The 15,973-nt window shown below is 64.7% G+C and carries 16 protein-coding genes; 6 read left to right on the top strand and 10 right to left on the bottom strand.

The window, feature by feature from the left end:
• Positions 1 to 169: 169 nt before the first annotated feature.
• Both ACWTPI_RS02445 and pcaC read right to left on the bottom strand, forming a co-directional pair.
• Positions 170 to 1,033 (bottom strand): NAD(P)-dependent oxidoreductase, encoded by an 864-nt coding sequence (locus ACWTPI_RS02445; protein WP_454730886.1) that lies wholly within the window; start codon positions 1,031 to 1,033, stop codon positions 170 to 172.
• 10 nt (positions 1,034 to 1,043) lie between these two features.
• Entirely contained in the window at positions 1,044 to 1,421 is a 378-nt protein-coding gene (gene pcaC, locus ACWTPI_RS02440; RefSeq protein ID WP_020204820.1) for a 4-carboxymuconolactone decarboxylase, read from the bottom strand.
• A 123-nt stretch (positions 1,422 to 1,544) separates the two neighbouring features.
• Here pcaC and ACWTPI_RS02435 point away from each other — a divergent pair, with 123 nt between their 5' ends.
• On the top strand, positions 1,545 to 2,219 hold the full coding sequence (locus tag ACWTPI_RS02435; protein WP_020204821.1) for a GntR family transcriptional regulator: 675 nt from the start codon (positions 1,545 to 1,547) through the stop codon (positions 2,217 to 2,219).
• A gap of 64 nt (positions 2,220 to 2,283) precedes the next feature.
• Here the strand turns inward: ACWTPI_RS02435 and ACWTPI_RS02430 are convergent, their stop codons facing one another.
• The 4 genes from ACWTPI_RS02430 to ACWTPI_RS02415 form a co-directional block, all read right to left on the bottom strand.
• On the bottom strand, positions 2,284 to 3,315 hold the full coding sequence (locus ACWTPI_RS02430; protein WP_454732435.1) for a porin: 1,032 nt from the start codon (positions 3,313 to 3,315) through the stop codon (positions 2,284 to 2,286).
• A 145-nt stretch (positions 3,316 to 3,460) separates the two neighbouring features.
• The gene (locus tag ACWTPI_RS02425; protein ID WP_454730885.1) at positions 3,461 to 4,462 is read right to left on the bottom strand and encodes a Bug family tripartite tricarboxylate transporter substrate binding protein; all 1,002 of its coding nucleotides are present in this window, start codon (positions 4,460 to 4,462) and stop codon (positions 3,461 to 3,463) included.
• A gap of 31 nt (positions 4,463 to 4,493) precedes the next feature.
• A complete protein-coding gene (locus ACWTPI_RS02420) occupies positions 4,494 to 4,661 on the bottom strand; it encodes a hypothetical protein (protein ID WP_454730884.1) in 168 nt (55 codons plus the stop codon).
• The gene (locus ACWTPI_RS02415; RefSeq protein ID WP_020204824.1) at positions 4,658 to 5,887 is read right to left on the bottom strand and encodes a CaiB/BaiF CoA transferase family protein; all 1,230 of its coding nucleotides are present in this window, start codon (positions 5,885 to 5,887) and stop codon (positions 4,658 to 4,660) included. The genes ACWTPI_RS02420 and ACWTPI_RS02415 overlap by 4 nt, the downstream gene beginning before the upstream one ends.
• Before the next feature lie 195 nt (positions 5,888 to 6,082).
• Between ACWTPI_RS02415 and ACWTPI_RS02410 the strand changes: the two genes are divergently transcribed.
• From ACWTPI_RS02410 to ACWTPI_RS02390, 5 genes are all read left to right on the top strand, one after another.
• Positions 6,083 to 7,039: a LysR family transcriptional regulator gene (locus ACWTPI_RS02410; protein ID WP_020204825.1), complete on the top strand. Its 957-nt coding sequence runs from the start codon at positions 6,083 to 6,085 to the stop codon at positions 7,037 to 7,039.
• A gap of 200 nt (positions 7,040 to 7,239) precedes the next feature.
• Positions 7,240 to 8,493, top strand: a complete 1,254-nt coding sequence (locus ACWTPI_RS02405) for an alkyl sulfatase dimerization domain-containing protein (protein WP_454730883.1) — start codon at positions 7,240 to 7,242, stop codon at positions 8,491 to 8,493.
• Positions 8,494 to 8,503: 10 nt separating this feature from the next.
• The gene (locus ACWTPI_RS02400; RefSeq protein ID WP_454730882.1) at positions 8,504 to 9,517 is read left to right on the top strand and encodes a Bug family tripartite tricarboxylate transporter substrate binding protein; all 1,014 of its coding nucleotides are present in this window, start codon (positions 8,504 to 8,506) and stop codon (positions 9,515 to 9,517) included.
• Positions 9,518 to 9,538: 21 nt separating this feature from the next.
• Entirely contained in the window at positions 9,539 to 10,837 is a 1,299-nt protein-coding gene (locus ACWTPI_RS02395; RefSeq protein ID WP_454730881.1) for a DUF1254 domain-containing protein, read from the top strand.
• 754 nt (positions 10,838 to 11,591) lie between these two features.
• Positions 11,592 to 12,353, top strand: a complete 762-nt coding sequence (locus tag ACWTPI_RS02390) for a hypothetical protein (protein ID WP_454730880.1) — start codon at positions 11,592 to 11,594, stop codon at positions 12,351 to 12,353.
• Here ACWTPI_RS02390 and ACWTPI_RS02385 read toward each other — a convergent pair.
• The 4 genes from ACWTPI_RS02385 to ACWTPI_RS02370 form a co-directional block, all read right to left on the bottom strand.
• A complete protein-coding gene (locus ACWTPI_RS02385; RefSeq protein WP_454730879.1) occupies positions 12,350 to 12,772 on the bottom strand; it encodes a hypothetical protein in 423 nt (140 codons plus the stop codon). The genes ACWTPI_RS02390 and ACWTPI_RS02385 overlap by 4 nt on opposite strands.
• Positions 12,773 to 12,996: 224 nt before the next feature.
• The gene (locus ACWTPI_RS02380) at positions 12,997 to 13,467 is read right to left on the bottom strand and encodes a toll/interleukin-1 receptor domain-containing protein (protein WP_454730878.1); all 471 of its coding nucleotides are present in this window, start codon (positions 13,465 to 13,467) and stop codon (positions 12,997 to 12,999) included.
• 793 nt (positions 13,468 to 14,260) lie between these two features.
• Entirely contained in the window at positions 14,261 to 14,974 is a 714-nt protein-coding gene (locus ACWTPI_RS02375) for a caspase family protein (RefSeq protein WP_454730877.1), read from the bottom strand.
• A 19-nt stretch (positions 14,975 to 14,993) separates the two neighbouring features.
• A complete protein-coding gene (locus ACWTPI_RS02370; protein WP_454730876.1) occupies positions 14,994 to 15,848 on the bottom strand; it encodes a hypothetical protein in 855 nt (284 codons plus the stop codon).
• Between the last annotated feature and the right edge of the window lie 125 nt (positions 15,849 to 15,973).

Raw genomic sequence — 15,973 nt, 5'->3', positions numbered from 1 at the left:
CTGAACGGCGACTTCTGTCGATTCGCCTTGTTTTTTCGGGCCCGCGGCCGTCACGGGGACGAGCGCGGTCCACCGCGCCTTGCGGCGCGGCAAATCCGTACATCGAGGAATTCGGGAAACGCCCGGGCTTTGCGCTGTCCGTCGGAAGCCCTGGCGGCTGGTCCGCAGGCTACGGGTGCTCGACGAAGCGATACATCTCCGTGTGGTCCGCGGCTTTCCCAAGCGCATTGGAAGCTTGCGTGCACAGCGCGTTGACATGCGCGCCCAGCCGCATGTCGGCCTGCACGGCCTCGGCCAGCACGGCCGCGATGGCAACGTCCTTGGCCATCAGTGCCAGCGAGAACCCGGAGTTGAACGCGCCGGAAAGCATGAACTGCTTTGCCTTGTTTTCCGTCGTGTTGTTCTTTCCGGTGGAGCTGTTCAGAACGTCGACCATGATGTTGGGGTCGATGCCAAAACGCTGTCCGGCAATCAGGGCTTCCGCGGTCGCAATCAGGCCGGCGGCCGACACGTAGTTGTTCAGCGCCTTCATCGCATGGCCCGCGCCGATGTCGCCGACACGGGTGAGCGTGGAACCCAGGTGGCCGAGCAATGGCCGCGCGCGGTCGACGTCGGCGGCATCGCCCCCGGCCATGATCGCCAGGGTGCCCGACCTTGCGCGGCTTACCCCGCCGGAAACCGGGGCGTCGATCATGGCCAGGCCCTCGGCCTTGACCGCTGCCGACAACGCCCGCGTGCGCACCGGGTCCGCGGAGCTCATGTCGATGACGAGCGCGCCTTGCCCGAGCACCTTCGTCAGCGCGAGGACCGCCTCGTCGACGATGTCGGAGTTCGGCAGCATCGTCACCACGACATCGCAGTCGCCGAACGCCCGCAGGTCCGCGGCGACGCGCGCCGCCTTGTTCTCGGCGGCGAAACGCTGCCGCGTCTCGGCCACCACGTCATACGCCAGGACGTTCACGCCCGCGGCCGCCAGCCGGCCGGCCATGGGGAAACCCATCATCCCCAGGCCGACGAATCCGATTTGCTTCATGGCCGGCTCCTTAGATGCCCATTTCCTTGAACACTTCGCGGGCAATCCGGAACGAGTCGATCGCCGCCGGCACGCCGCAGTAGATCGCCACCTGCAGGAAGACCTCCTTGATTTCGTCCTTGGTCAGCCCGTTGTTGATGGCGCCGCGCACGTGCAGCTTCAGTTCGTGCGGCCGGTTGAGCGCGGCAATCATCGCGAGGTTCAGGAAGCTGCGGGTGCGGCGCTCGAGGCCGGGGCGGTTCCACACGTCGCCCCAGCAGTACTGCGTGACCAACTCCTGCATGTCGCGATTGAAATCGTCGGCGTTCTTCAGCGAAGCGTCCACGTACTCGCTGCCCAGCACTTCACGACGGGTCTTGAGGCCTTTCTCGAACAGGTCTTGGTTCATGCGTGTCTCCTTTGGTTAACGGCTCCCATCGTAGAGCGCGGCCTTTCATAAGTCAATAAGATTGTCTGACAATCTGTTTGGCGAGAAATCTGGGATAATTTCCCGCAACCAGCATGGCAATCTATGGAAACAGACCTGTACATCAAGCGCGACATGACCACCCTGCGTCAGCAAGTGACGGACAGGTTGCGTCAGGCTATCCTTTCCGGCCGCTTCCTGCCGGGCGCGCGACTCGTGGAACGGGAACTATGCGAGAACCTGGGCGTGAGCCGGCCGCTCCTGCGCGAGGCGCTGCAGCAGCTCCAGGCGGAGGGATTGATTCATCTCATTCCCCACAAGGGCCCGGTGGTGGCAACCATTTCCGCGGAGGAAGCGCGCCAGATCTACGCCGTGCGCGCCTACCTGGAAGCGTGCATCGGGGAAGGCTTCGCGCGCAACGCGACGGACCCGCAGATTTCGCGGCTGAGAGCCGCGCTGCAATACCTGGCCACGCCGCAGGCATCCGCCGACACCGATGCCCTGCTGCTGGGCAAGAACACCTTCTACGCCATCCTGATGGAAGGCTGCGGCAATGAGATTGCCGGGCAAATGCTCACCCAGCTCAACAACCGCATCACCCTTCTGCGCCGCCTGTCTCTCGGGCGCACCGGACGGCTCGCCGAATCCATCAAGGAGCTCGACGCGGTCGTGTCGGCGATCGAGAAGCGGGATGCCGAGACCACCCGCCAGCTGTGCTTCGACCACGTCCTGAGCGCGGCGAAGGCCGCCGAGGATGCGCGCTCCGTGAGCGGCGCCTGAGGCGGACGACGGAACCTGCCGGGCGGAAGTCCGGCAGGCCGCTGGCCTGTGCCGAAGCGTCCTGTCAGAACCTGTGACGCAGGCCCACGCTGAGCGAGCGCGCGTCGTCACCGCTGCCGCGGTCGATGGCAATACTGTTGATCGTCACGCTGCCGCCGGGGCTGTTGTGGACATAGACCGCGCGCAGATAGGCGGTGGTGCGCTTGCTGAGATCGTGGTCCCAGCCGAGCGTCATGCTCCAGGGCCGCTCGCCGCCGCCCAGTATCTGCCGCTTGAGCGCCACCGCCTTGAATGTGCCCTTCTGCGTGACGTTCCAGCTGAACGTGATGCCGTAGTGGCGCGCCACCCGGGTCGTCGTCAGCTTGCTGCCGGCCTGTGCCAGCAACAGGCCCACCTTCACCGGCTTGAAGCGGTACGCGCCACCCAGGAAGTGGTTCGACGTCAGCGCAGTGGGAACCTGCGGCGTGCTGGTGCCCGTGTACATGCCCTGGTAGCCGTAAAACGCGTAGGCGTTACCAGCTTCGTACATCGCGTTCATGCCGAAGTTGGTGCCCGAACGCGGATTGCCCGGCACCTCGCCCGGGGCCACGGCGGCACCGAGCGAGAAGCCGCCCCAGGTCGGCGAGAAGTACTGCACGGCATTGTCGAAGCGCGCGCCATACGCGACCTGCCCGATACCTTGCGACGCCGTGGCGCCCAGCAGGTTGAATGGCGACACCATGCCGTTCAGCAGGAAGGGATCGAGCCGCAGCAAGACATAGAACGACGGCGTGTACTGCCGGCCCAACCGGATCTCGCCCCATGATTCGTTGGAAAGCCCCAACCACGACTGGCGGCCAAACAGGCGGCCATTGCCGAAGAGCTCGGTGCCGGTATCGATGTTGAAACCGGACTCGACCAGGAAGTTGGCCTTGGTGCCTCCGCCCAGGTCCTCGATGCCACGCAGCCCCCAGCGCGACGCCGCCTGCTGGCCTTCGCGCATCCGTACCACGCTTTGCGACCCCTTTGCATATTCGATCGACGCGTCGACCACGCCATACAACTGCGCCGTCATGGCCGCCGCGCCGCCGCAGGCCAGGGCCAGGCCGAGGCCCAGGTTCGTGCCGATCACGATGCCCGATGGCCGTCTGCTTGCTCTGCTCTCTCTCACGCTGCCGTCTCCCGTTCTACGCTGCTGCATCGTTTGTCTCCTTGGTGGCTATTTCAGGTGATGCGGGCCCTGCCAACGCTGAGGGTGCCGCCTACTGCGGTGTCACGCCGGCAAGCTTGACGATGTCGCCCCACGCAGCCAGATCGGCGCGCAGCAGTTGCCCGAGTTCGTCAGGCGTTGAAGGCTTGCCAGGCTTCAGGTACATCGACGCAAAGCGCAGCTGTCCCTCGCGCGATTGCAGGATGCGGTTCACTTCGGCGTTCAGGCGCGAAACGATGGGCGCGGGCAGGCCCCTGGGTCCGAACAGCGCAAGCCAGCTTGCCTGCTCGAACGGCACGCCCTGCTCGCCCATGGTCGACACCTCGGGCGCGGAGAGCATGCGTTCGGGGCCGGATACGGCGATGCCGCGAATGCGGCCCGACTTCAGATGCGGAATGGCAGACAGCGAATCGGTGAAGGCGATGGTCACGTGTCCGGCCGCCAGGTCGCTGGTGCACTGGACGGCAGTCTTGTACGGCACGTGGCGCATGCGGATGCCGGTTTTGGCCTTGAGGTACTCCATCGCCAGATGGCCGCCCGACCCTACGCCCCACGAGCAATAGGCCAGTTCGGTGGGGCTTGCCTCGACATGGGCGATGAGCTCCTTGAGGCTGCGCGCCGGCACGGTGGACGTCACCGCCAGCAGGTTGCCGCCCGGGGCAACCGGCCGGGCAATCGGCGTGAAATCCTTGACGGGGTCATAGGGCAGGCTGGCCGTGGTCCACGGGTTCACGGTCATCGTGGCCGAGTACGTGAACAGCAGCGTGTAGCCATCGGGCTCGGCACGCGCCACCATCTCGCTGGCGATGATGCCGTTGGCACCGGGGCGGTTATCCACCACCACCGGCTGCTTGAACGCCGCCGAGAGCCGTTCCGCCACCAGCCGGGCGGTCTGGTCGGTCACGCTGCCCGCGCCGGACGGCACCAGCATCCGGATCGGACGGTTGGGATACGGTGCGGTCTCGGCATGGGCCGGGGCGATGCCGGACCCCGTGGCCAGCGCCGCCACGATGACCGGCAAGGCCACGCGGACGCCAGATCTCTGACTACGCATATTGCTGTCTCCATCACGGCGCATTGGCCGTTCATGCCAGTACGTTGCCGGCGTGTCGCGAACAGGCGCCGCGCGCGCCTGGTGTGGCCAGGGCCTGGGCGGTGGCCATATCGATGGTGTTGCGCGTCTCGGGGCGGTTCAGCGTGAGCTCCGCCCAGCCTTCGTGGCGAGATGCCGGGACAGTCGGCGCGGTGGTCATGCTGCCGCGCCTTCGCGACGCGGCAACGCCACACCGATCGCGCCGTCGCGGGCCATCGTGTCGATGGCATCGTCGCCATAGCCAAGCTCGCGGAGCACCTCCACCGTGTGCTGGCCGATCCGGGGCACCACCGGGCTGGATGCAGGCGGGGCCGCCTCCATGCGGAACGGCAGGCCCGGCAGCGACAGGTGACCGCCAGCGCCGTCGGCAACAGCCATCAACATTGCGTTGGCGTGCACGTCGGCGCTGACCTCGACCTGGCGATAGTCGCGCACCACGCCCACCACCACCCGATGCCGTTCGAGCAGCGCGCACGCGTCCTCGCCCGAGTACCCGCGCAGCGCGTCATGCAGGATCGCCAGCAAGGCCGGCCGGTTCTGCACGCGCAGCGGGTTGCTGGCAAAGCGGGCATCGCTGGCCAGCCCGGGTTGCCCGATGGCCGTGCACAGCCGCGCCCAGTGTTCGTCGAGATAGGCCGACAGCACGATATGGCCGTCCGCCACGCCAATCACGTCGGCGGCAGGCGCCGCCTTGGGCTGGCTGTTGCCGCTGCGTACCGGCAGCGCGCCCGAGCACTGGTACTCGGCCCAGAGCTGGGCCTGCAGATGCACGCCGACGTTCAGCAGCGACGTCTCGATGGTATCGCCGTGGCCTGTGCGCAAGCGCCGGAACAGCGCCGCCACGATGCCGCTGGATGTCGCCAGCGCCGTGGCGGCATCGATCAGCGCGAAGCCGGCCTTCAGCGGCTGGCCGCCGGCCTCGCCCGTCACGGACATCATGCCGCTTTCGGCCTGCGCGGCGATATCCAGGCCCGGCCGCAGGCGCGACGGCCCGCGCGTGCCGAAGGCGGTGACACTGGCATGGACCAGATCGGGCCGGACGTCCCGCAGCGAGACGGCATCCAGGCCCAGCGACTCCATCGAGCCGGGCCGCGCGTTGTGCAGCACCACGTCGCACGACAACGCCAGCTTGCGGGCGGCCTGCAGCCCCGCCGGACGACGCAGGTCCAGCGCGATGGCGCGCTTGCCGCGGTTGTAGGCCAGGAACATCGGGCTCTGCGGGCTGGTGCCGTCGAAGCGCCGGGCGCCGTCGCCGCGCAGCGGTTCCACCTTGATGACGTCGGCGCCAAGGTCGGCCAGCAGCATCGCCGCCCCCGGTGCGGCGATGAACTGGCCGAATTCGGCCACGCGAATGCCTGCAAGCGGCAGGTCGTTCTGGGTCTTCATCCTGTCTTCCGAATGCATGCCATGACGGCATCGATGGAAACGGATCATGCGGCACGTGCATCGGATGCGGCAGCTTCCCAGATCGCTGCGGCGTGAACCGGCGGTTAGCACCACGGGTAATCCCGTGGCCGCGCGGCTGGCGCTATGCTGGCGGACAGGGCGCCGCCATGAACGCCCGCGACAGGAGACGAACCCATGCGACTAAGCCAGGTACAGGACTTCATCGCCGTGGCCGAGTGCGGCAGCATCCGTGCCGGCGCCAAGGCGCGCGGCGTGTCGGCACCGGCCATCACCAAGAGCATCCGGCTGCTCGAGGAGGAGCTGCATGTGCCGCTGCTGACGCGCACCACGCGCGGCATCGTGCTCTCACGCTATGGCGAGGCGTTCCTGCGCCGGGCCCAGCTCATCGCCAGCGAAGCCCGGAAGGCCACCGACGAGATGGCCCAGATGCTTGGCACGCGCAACGGCGTGGTCCGCATTGGCGTCACGGGCGGCCCGGCGCATCTGCTGCTGCCGGCGGTGCTCAAGCGTTTCCGGTCCCAGCATCCCGACGTGCAGGTCTGCATCGACAGCGGCGTCTATCCGGCCCATCTGTCGAACCTGCGCGCGGGCGCGATGGACATGGCCGTGAGCCCGATTCCCGACGAGGGCATCGAGCGCGAGTTCGTCTGCGAGCCCCTGTACAACAACGATTCCGTGGTGGTGGCGCACCGCGAGCATCCGTTGCGCAACGCCCGATCTCTGCGCGAGCTGGTGGGTTCGGAATGGGTGCTGACCGGGCAGCGGATGCACGGGCCCGGCGCGGCGATCATGGACGCCTTCCGTGCCCGCGACCTGCCGCTGCCCCGCGTGGCGGTACGGTGCGACACCATCGGCATGATCCAGACGCTGCTCGAAGACCGCTCGCTGCTGTGCCTGCTGCCGCGCCAGCTCGTGCCGGGCCGCCTGACCAACGCCAGCCTGGTGGTGCTGCCGATCGAAGACCCGCTGCCCAGCCATGCCGTCAGCCTGGTCTATCGCGCCGATTCGCCGATGACGCCCGTGGCCGAACAGTTCGCGAAGCTGCTGCGCCGTGAAGTGCACTACCTGAGCAAGATGCCCGACAGCCCGCTGCGCCGCCAGGTGCCGCACCCCCCGGAAGCGGTCGGCTAGCCCAGCGCCGCGCCGGCGGGAATTCCCGGCCGGCCACAGGCGATAACCGCCGGTTCACACCTGAAGTTCCGCAACGCCCGCCAGGCCGCGCCAGCGCTGCCCGCGCAGCCGGCGCGCCCGGCCGCACCGGGACTTTCCCCACTGCATATAGTCCCGCGTCTGCGCGTGAATATCCCTTCGCCAACTGGGAGGGGAAACACATGCACACAATCGAGGACCGCCCCGCCGCGCTGATCACCGGCCACGGCATCGACGCCATTGGAGACGGCATCTGGCTGCTGCACGGCCAGGGCCAGAGTTTCGTCGCCGACGTGGGTGGCGGGCTGCTGGTGGTCGACAGCGGCCCTGGCGGCGGCGTGACGGCCGGGATGATCGAAGTGCTGCGCACCCGGACCAGCCTCCCTGTGCTGGCGCTCTGCTACAGCCACGGACACCTGGGCTACAACGCCGGTGTGAAGCAGTGGATCGACCATGCCGCCCAGCGCGGCGAACCGGCGCCACGCGTGCTGGCGCACGTCAACGTACTGGCGCGCCAGAGCCGCTACCGCGAGACCCAGCGCATGCAGGAGCGCATGGCGGAGATCCAGTTCCGGCACGCCAGCGGCGCCCTGGCGGGCAGGCTGCGCCAAAGCGTGCCCACGGAGACGTTCCACGACGGCATCACGGTGGGCCAGGGCGATCGTCGCGCCGAAATCCTGTGGGCCCCCTCGGAGACGGACGATGCCGTAGCCGTGTGGCTGCCGGGCAGTCGGCTGCTGTATGGCGGCCCGGCCGTCATCGACTCCATCCCGAACATCGGCACTCCGTTCCGCACGATGCGCGATACGGTGCGCTGGGCCGAAACGCTGGAACGCCTGGCCGGGCTGCGGCCCGAGACGGTGGCCCGGGAATTCGGGACCACCCTGCACGGCGAGGAGACCTGCCGGCAGGTGCTGCTGCATACGGCGGCCGCGCTGCGCTGGATGCGCGGGGAAGTGGTGCGGCTGATGAACGCCGGCTGCAACGAGCGCCAGATGCTGGCCGCGCTGCAACCACCGGCCGAACTGTTCGAGCAGCCGTGCATGCAGCCGACCTACGGCGATCCGACCTACATCGCACGCGATATCTACCGGTCCGAGAACGGCTGGTGGGACCGCAATGCCACGACGCTGCATCCTGCCGCGCCCGAGGACGTGGCCAGCGAGATCGCGGCGGCAATCGCCGACCACGGCGCCGTGGTGCGGCATGCGTGCGCGCTGGCCGAACGCGGAGATATCCAGCTTGCGCTGCATGTGATCGACCTGCTGGCGCAGGCGCCCGGCGACGCGCCGCCCGTGACGGAAGCCCGCCAACGCAAGGCCCAATGGCTGCGCGCCCGATCAAGACAGGTGCGCAGCTATGTGTCCCGCAGCCTCTATGTGGCGGCCGCGACGGTGCTGGAAAGCGGTTCGGACGACAACTTCGGCATCCACTGAGGAGCCAGCGATGACGCATCCCCTCATGACCGGCGCGGCGCCCGGGCGCAGCCGCCGCGATGCCCTGCGGTGGCTTGCCTGGCTTGGACTGGGCGCGGTCTTGCACCCGGCCCGCGCCGCTGCCACGTGGCCGTCGCGGCCGATCCGGCTGGTCGTGCCGGCGTCGGCCGGCAGCGGCCCCGACCTGTTCGCCCGGCCGCTGGCCGAAGTCATCGGCAGGCGGCTGGGCCAGCCGTTCGTGATCGACAACAAGCCCGGCGCCACCGGCATCATCGGCAATAACATCGTCGCCAAGGCGGCGCCGGACGGCCAGACGCTGCTGTTCACCTACGCGGCCACGGTGGTCATCAACCAGACCTTGCAGCCAAAGATGCCGTACGACGGGCTGCGTGACCTGACGCCGGTGGCCCAGATTGGCGCGGGCGGCAACTTCCTGGTGGTGGTGCCGGCGTTTCCGGCGCGCAATCTGAAGGAGTTCGTCGCCCACGTGCGGGCGCGGCCCGACACCTACGACTACGCGTCGTGGGGCATCGGCTCCGGCGGCCATCTGACGATGGAGGCACTGCGGATGCAGAGCGGCATCCGCATGCGGCATGTGCCCTACAAGTCCGTGCCGCAGATCCTGAACGACATGCAGGGTGGCATCGTGAAGGTGGGATGGGTCGATGCGTCGTCGTCGCTGCCGCTGATCCGGGCCGGCAAGCTGCGCGTGCTGGCCATCAGCGGCACGCGGCGCGGCGCGGCCACGCCAGACGTGCCGACCATGACCGAGCAGGGCTACCCGTTCGACACCGATAGCTGGTACGGCCTGTTCGCGCCGGCCGGTACCCCCGCCGCCATCGTCCATCGGCTCAACGCGGAAGTGAACCAGGCATTGGCCAGCGCCGACATACGGGAGCGCTTCCTGCAAATGAACATGACCGATCCGCCAATCAAGACGCCGGAGCAGTTTGCGCAGACCGTGCGCGACGACGTGGCGGTCTGGGGCAACGTGATTCGCGCCAACCACATCACCGTGGACTAACGACACCATCGAGGAACCGACATGACCACAGACCGCGCCGCACTGGACCAGCGCATCCGCGCAGCCTTTATCTACACCTTTGCGCTGCACGACCTGGCACGCACGCGCTGGCGCTTCACGCAGCACGAGACCACGCACGGCAGGCCAGCCAACCAGCTGCATCACAACCGCGATCTGCTGGACGACCGCGCGCGCCAGGTGACGATGCCGAACAACGACACGCTGTATTCGTTGGCATGGCTCGACCTGTCCGCCGGCCCCGCCACGCTGACGGTTCCCGACATGGGCAGCCGCTACTACAGCGTGGCGCTGATGGATGCCTTCACCAACAATTTCGCCTGCCTGGGCCTGCGCACGAATGGCCCCGGCGCGCACGTGTTCGTCATCGCCGGGCCGGCGCACCACGCCAGCGCGCCGGCCGGGCTGCCCAACGGCGCCGTCCTGGCGCGCGCCCCGTGCAACGACGTCTGGCTGCTGGCGCGCGTGCTCGTCGACGGCCCGTCGGACCTGCCGCAAGTCCATGCGCTGCAGGAACAGATGCGGCTCGGCACAAGCGCCGTGCCGCCCGCACGCCTCCAGACCACGCCCGACGAGACCCGCCCCGCCGCCTACCTGGCGCTGGTCAACGAAGCGCTGGCGCGCAACGGCGTGCCCGCGCATGAACAGGAGATGGTGGCGGGCTTTGCCGACCTGGGCGTCCGCGCCGGCGACCTGGCCGCGTGGGACACGCTGTCGCCGGAGATCCGTGAGGCCTGGACACGCCTGTGGCCCGCGCTGCGCCACGAACTGGAGCACCCGCCCAAGGGCAGCCTCCGCCGGAACGGACCGCGCGGATCCTGGCTCAGCGGCATGGACCACATCGGCAACTTCGGCACCGACTATTTGTACCGCGCCTATATCTCGCTGGTCGGACTCGGCGCGCTGGAGCGCCCGGAAGCCATCTACGCCAGTGCATTGACCGATGGAGACGGCCAGCCGCTCGACGGCGCGCACTGCTACCGGCTGCACGTGCCTGCACGGATGCCCGTGAACGCCTTCTGGTCGCTGTCGATGTACGAGTTCGCGCCGGACGGGCGGCGCTTCTTCACGGCGAATCCGATCCAGCGCTACGCCATCGGCGATCGTACGCCCGGGCTGACGCGAAACGCGGACGGGTCTCTGGATCTCGCCATCCAATGCGCACCGCCCGCGGAAGGCCTCGCCAACTGGCTCCCGGCACCCAAGGGGAGGTTCGCCATGGCCCTGCGCTACTACCATCCGCAACCCGACCTGATCGAACATCGCTTCGTCATGCCGGATACCGAGCGGGTGTCGGCGTAGGTGGCAAACGCAAGACGGTTGTGCGCCAGCGCCGCGCCCGCGCACGGAAGGTCAACGCGACCTTCCAATGCCTGGAGATCGATGGATTGCGCCGCCGCCCGGCGGTAAGGCCACCGCCATGCATGGAGCGCGGCGAGCATGGTGTTCGGTGCCTTGCCGGCGTTCCGAATCTGGGCGGCAACAGATAACGTGGGCAGATAGGCGCGGAGGCCGCGGTGATCGACTAGCACCGGAACCCTTTCACCGCCAGCGAATCTGGTGAATCGAATCCCGAGGGAGCCTTCTCCCACCAGCGAGCGAGTCAGAGTGCGCATGCCACTGCCCCACGGAAACATGACAACGCTTCAAGGTGGAGAGAAACACACGAACATGCAAGAAAAAACTTGCCGCTCAAATGCCAAAAACCCCGCACTCGGCGGGTTCGATGTTTATGGCTTTCCGTTACGGGAGGTCAGAACGGTTCTGTAGCGGAACTACGTAAACATTTCGCGCAAGATGGCCTTGGCGAATGGATTGCGGGGCGTCGAGCCGAACGAACGTAAAGTTCGGCGAGCCGGCATTGCCGTACTGGACAGCGAACTTAGTCGATGCGCAATGTTGCGCGAGTGTTGGCCCATTCTAGCCCTGCTCCTCCTAGGCAGGTTCTGCGAATGCTTGGCTTTTTGGACCAGCTTTCTCAGAATCCCTATAAATCACATTTTCCAATGGCAGAATGCTCCCGTTCCCCGCGCGAACGGAGTTGCCCGTGTCTGCCATGCCTAAAGGAATCGCCCCGTCGTCCCCTCGCGAACTAGTTGAACGCGCCATCGGCAACTGGATGAAGCAGTTGGAGACCTACCCCGGGTGGTCCGACTGGCGCAAGGGGCGCTTCGTGCGAACCCTCTATGACGACGACTTCCCGCTGCCAGAGGACGACACCCATCCAGAGGAATTCGTTTTCGCTCCAGAGATCGAGCAACAGCGCGACCTAGTTGTCCAGTACCTGGGCATCGGGCAAGCCCTTCAAGCCCTTAGGGACTGTGAGTACTATTTCCGCCGGTTTCCCTTTCATGGCCTGCCAGTGAGCAAGCACGAACATCTCACGTACATGTGCGAGATGTACTTCAATCGGTTCTACGAACTCAAGGAACGGATCAAGAGATACCTCAATGCGATGACGAAGGTCGAACCACGTCATGGAATCGATATCGGACAGTTCCTTAAGCAATTCGAGAGGGATTTTGATCAGGAGCTTCGAGAGCGGAACCAGGTGCACCACCACCGCCGCTTCGAGGATCTCGCCATTGACCGCGTCTACCTCGCCCAGGTCATGTCGAATCGGCACGGCAGCTGGAGGGAGGAATCCGAGCGCTTTTATCGCAAGGCTACCAACGAATGGGCGCAGCGCGTTCGGAAGCGAGCCGCCCGAGCGGAGAAGTACGTCGATGCCGTTGCCCAGACGACGTTGGACGGCTGCACCTTCCTCAAAGCCGCGACACCGAGCTCTGATACGCCCGAGACCACTAATTCTGCCTAGGCTTTCCGGTTCAAGGGATCCAGCGGTCGATCCAGATCATCGATGCTGAGTCCGCGCTGCAGACATTGATTGGCAATGCGTTGCCAGCGCTGTAGCCATTGCGCTTCAAGGTTTTCGTACCAGCGGATCTTGGCGCGCAGGCTCTCCACCGTTTGATCGAGATAGGCAAGCTCGTCGCGACGCGCGCGCGATCTGGATTTCCGGCCGCTGTCGGCCAGCGCACGCTTGGCCTCCTGGTATGCGTGCACGATCTCCGGATGACGGCTCAGTGCCTGGCGGGTGTAACCGGAGAACGCTTCGACACGCTCCCATGTCAGCCGCGTGCCCAACTCCCTTCCCTGCCAGCGCTCAAGCTCGGCGATGATACCCGCCTTCTTACGCTCGCTAATCTTTGCGCTCGCCCGGATGCTTGTCGGCATTTCCACACTCCTCCACGTATCGCACCAGATCAGCTTGATGGAATGTTTACGACTTTTCCGTGTCACGAAGCGGTGATCGCAGCCCCAGAAGCAAAAAGCCGGCTCTCGCCGGCTTTCCCCCCGCACACTAGGTGGATTTCGCTTCAGGCTGACAGCGGTCTTTGGAGGGAGACCTGGAGACTAGCGGCAGTCAAAGGTGAAGCAGCCGAAGAAAGCCGTACCTGTCAGCTCCAGATGGCGACCAGCTCGGCAATTTTGGTTGCGACCACCGCCATCGTGTCTTCCGACGTGTCAAGTCCGCTTCGCGAAGCAAGCATGGGGCTGACATCGCGGAGCGCAGTGTACGTAGTGCCGTGCACGATGGGCACGAGACGGTTACTCTGCAGAAGAGTCGAAAGCTCTTTGTCGGCGACGCCCTCTTTCGGAAGGCGTGCCAACAATGCAGGGGTCACCAGGACAAGCCCAATTTTCGAGGCCGCTAAGCCTTTATCGATGGCTCGCATCATCGGCACGCCAAGGCCAAGGTCCTTCTCGCTGAACCAAACCTTGACACCAACCGCCTCGAGCAAATCGTGCAGCTCCTTGGCTGCGCCCCGCCTGTCATCCCAAGCGTGGCAGAGGAAGCAATCCCGAAGGTCCGGTTTCGCCGCCGCTTCTTTTTCAACAGCCTCGCGAATCGGTGTGAGGGACGCCACCTGAGCGGGCGTGTACAGAACGGACGAACCGGCACGCGACCAGCGCGGCCTTGAACTGCCGCCTCCGCTGGACCTGCCACCGCTGCTGTAGCTGCTCCCGCCACCAGAAGAGTAGGACGGGCTGTAGCCACTGTCGTACCCGCTGCCATAGCTACTGCGGTACCCGCCATAGCGGGAACTACATGCGGGGCAGGCTGCTTGCGCGGCTGCCGAGTGGTGCCCTCGAACTGGTGCTGTGCATCGTGCCATTGCTGTGCTATCTCCCTTGTTGTGATGGCTCTAATGATACCGGCAGCAGCCGCTGCGGAGCGGCCACAGCGCAGCTACGCCTGAACGACCGCAGAGGGTCCGTTATGCGACTCTCAGCGGTGGTTAGCACTGGCTCACGTTCCTCGCACGCCATGTCCACCCCGTTGGACGTTGATGATCATTCCCGAGATTTTCGCTCCTTGGACGCCGAAGTTGACACTTTCGCTTCCTGACGGAAATCTCATGCTCCTCCGCAAAACCACGCTTGGATCTCTCCAACGCACCACTGCCCATAAGGTACTGATTAAAAAGAAAAACCCCGCCTTTGAGCGGGGTTGATCTTTACAGTTTTTACTTACACTAAATTAGAACGATTAAGCGGACCAAAAAGTGTAAACATCGGCGCGCGCGCGAGTAGCGGAGCGGTCCTCACACATGCCCTGCGTACAACAATGTCCACAACTCTTGGTTTGGACGCCATTCTGTTTACAGATTTGAAGTGGCCGAGGCTTTGGGCGCCAGCGTGTTCGGTCACCTGGGGTGTTTATGCATCGACGGCGAAGGGGAATCGCGGAAGCGTGCGAGGGAACATTGCTCTCGGATTCTGCTTGTCCCGGGTCTCTCGACGCACCAGGGGAGTCGCGTCCGCATGCACTTCACTGATGGTCGAAATCTGTCCCGCCCCGGCTCGTCGATTCTCTCCAACGCGAATCAGAATCGACGAGTACAGGCCACCCGAATCGGTGGTCTCTTCGGCACCTTCGCCGATTGAGCAGCTATGCATGACCGCGAGTCCCGGTGCACACGCCCGGATATGGTTGTCGAACAGAATCCGGCTGCGTGCTGTGTTGTCGGCTCTATCAAACGTCATGGCCTTCGCGCGAAATTCCTCCGTCACGGGCTTATCAAGATGAACTCGACACGCGTCGATAATGACCGTGTGGCGAGGTGCGCCGTCCTTCAGTTCGTGCTCCTCAATGCTAACGCCGGGGGACAGTTGCAGAAGGGTGGTTTGCTTCGCGTTTGAATATCCACCATGGCCGGCAAATACCACCACCGAATAATCAGCACTCCGAAGTCTGCGCACAGCAGATTGGAGCGACGAACTCGATGGTGATTTGAGCACCTCAATTTCGTTCGAATACCACGCGCCACCGGACGAGCTCTGGAAAAAACGACGATAGTTTTCCATATCGACCAACACGCCCGGAATATCTTTATCGGGGCATCCAACAATCAACGCTCTTCTATTCACCATACTATCCTCAACGTTCTGTTTATCCTTCGGATTTTGTTGATTCAGTTTTCTCGTCGAACTTCGAGATAATCGACGTAGCTAGGCGTTCACCTGTGCCAGCTGCGATTGCTGCGAGAATAGTTACCAACGACAAGTGGTCCCGGGCGAAAGCGCTAAACACCAAGTCTGACCGAACAGCCATGGCGGCGACCAGCCCGGATATTGCCCCGGCGACAATTCGCGAGGTGCCCTCAAGGTAATGGAGCCGTTTCCCCGCGCCAACGTCAAACTCTAGCTTGCCGCTTCGTGCGATAACTGAGAAAAGTGCGCCGATTGCGCCGCCGCAGCCAGAAAGCAGCAGCCAGAATGCATCGACGCCGAAGAAAGCACTAGCCGAATTGCGGAGGCACCAAAATGCAGCAAAGATTATGAGGAACGGGAGAGTGGCCACGGCGCTGGCCTCGACATACCATTGACGGGAACGCTCTTCGCTGCGCGAAGCCATGTATTTCTTTGCGCTTTCAAGCGTTCTTTGCGCCCCGTCGAACTCGCCCTCAAAGCAGAGAACGTAAGCTTCGCCAAGCAGCGTTTTATAGCGAATGACTACGTCTTTATCTAGGTCGTCGCGAGGGCACGCTTCCTCAACAGCGATGTCCGCGAGAATTGACGAGCACCGCTTTCGCAGCGATTCCTCTTTTGCAGACTCACGCTGGTCGTACTCCTCGGTGGTACCCCAGTCAATCCTCAGCTTTTCGTCGATGCCGACACAATAGTCGTTCGTACGTCGGATTTCTATGTGCTGTCGGACGTGGGCCCACTTTTCCTTGTAGTCACCGTTGCTGGCAGCGTGCAACGGCACGACTGCACCATCTGCAGTTCTGACGTCGGCATTCATGTCTCAAAAAACCCTCCCCAATTATATTTTTTTGCTGCGACTATCCTTCGCATCGCAAATTATAATACACCACCCGGAGTGTCCGATGGCCGGGGTGCTAGTTTGACATATCCTTATCAAAACGA

Source organism: Cupriavidus ulmosensis, from assembly GCF_977008105.1.
Note: the sequence above shows the minus strand (reverse complement) of the source record. Positions and strands in the feature narration are given on the sequence as shown.

Excerpts from the sequence above, each read along its gene's own strand:
- ACWTPI_RS02375 (WP_454730877.1), bottom strand. The coding sequence starts at position 14,974 with ATGGTGAATAGAAGAGCGTTGATTGTTGGATGCCCCGATAAAGATATT.
- ACWTPI_RS02420 (WP_454730884.1), bottom strand. The coding sequence starts at position 4,661 with ATGACCACCGCGCCGACTGTCCCGGCATCTCGCCACGAAGGCTGGGCG.
- ACWTPI_RS02445 (WP_454730886.1), bottom strand. The coding sequence starts at position 1,033 with ATGAAGCAAATCGGATTCGTCGGCCTGGGGATGATGGGTTTCCCCATG.
- ACWTPI_RS02410 (WP_020204825.1), top strand. The coding sequence starts at position 6,083 with ATGCGACTAAGCCAGGTACAGGACTTCATCGCCGTGGCCGAGTGCGGC.
- pcaC (WP_020204820.1), bottom strand. The coding sequence starts at position 1,421 with ATGAACCAAGACCTGTTCGAGAAAGGCCTCAAGACCCGTCGTGAAGTG.
- ACWTPI_RS02385 (WP_454730879.1), bottom strand. The coding sequence starts at position 12,772 with ATGCCGACAAGCATCCGGGCGAGCGCAAAGATTAGCGAGCGTAAGAAG.
- ACWTPI_RS02395 (WP_454730881.1), top strand. The coding sequence starts at position 9,539 with ATGACCACAGACCGCGCCGCACTGGACCAGCGCATCCGCGCAGCCTTT.
- ACWTPI_RS02370 (WP_454730876.1), bottom strand. The coding sequence starts at position 15,848 with ATGAATGCCGACGTCAGAACTGCAGATGGTGCAGTCGTGCCGTTGCAC.
- ACWTPI_RS02390 (WP_454730880.1), top strand. The coding sequence starts at position 11,592 with ATGCCTAAAGGAATCGCCCCGTCGTCCCCTCGCGAACTAGTTGAACGC.
- ACWTPI_RS02415 (WP_020204824.1), bottom strand. The coding sequence starts at position 5,887 with ATGAAGACCCAGAACGACCTGCCGCTTGCAGGCATTCGCGTGGCCGAA.
- ACWTPI_RS02425 (WP_454730885.1), bottom strand. The coding sequence starts at position 4,462 with ATGCGTAGTCAGAGATCTGGCGTCCGCGTGGCCTTGCCGGTCATCGTG.
- ACWTPI_RS02405 (WP_454730883.1), top strand. The coding sequence starts at position 7,240 with ATGCACACAATCGAGGACCGCCCCGCCGCGCTGATCACCGGCCACGGC.
- ACWTPI_RS02435 (WP_020204821.1), top strand. The coding sequence starts at position 1,545 with ATGGAAACAGACCTGTACATCAAGCGCGACATGACCACCCTGCGTCAG.
- ACWTPI_RS02400 (WP_454730882.1), top strand. The coding sequence starts at position 8,504 with ATGACGCATCCCCTCATGACCGGCGCGGCGCCCGGGCGCAGCCGCCGC.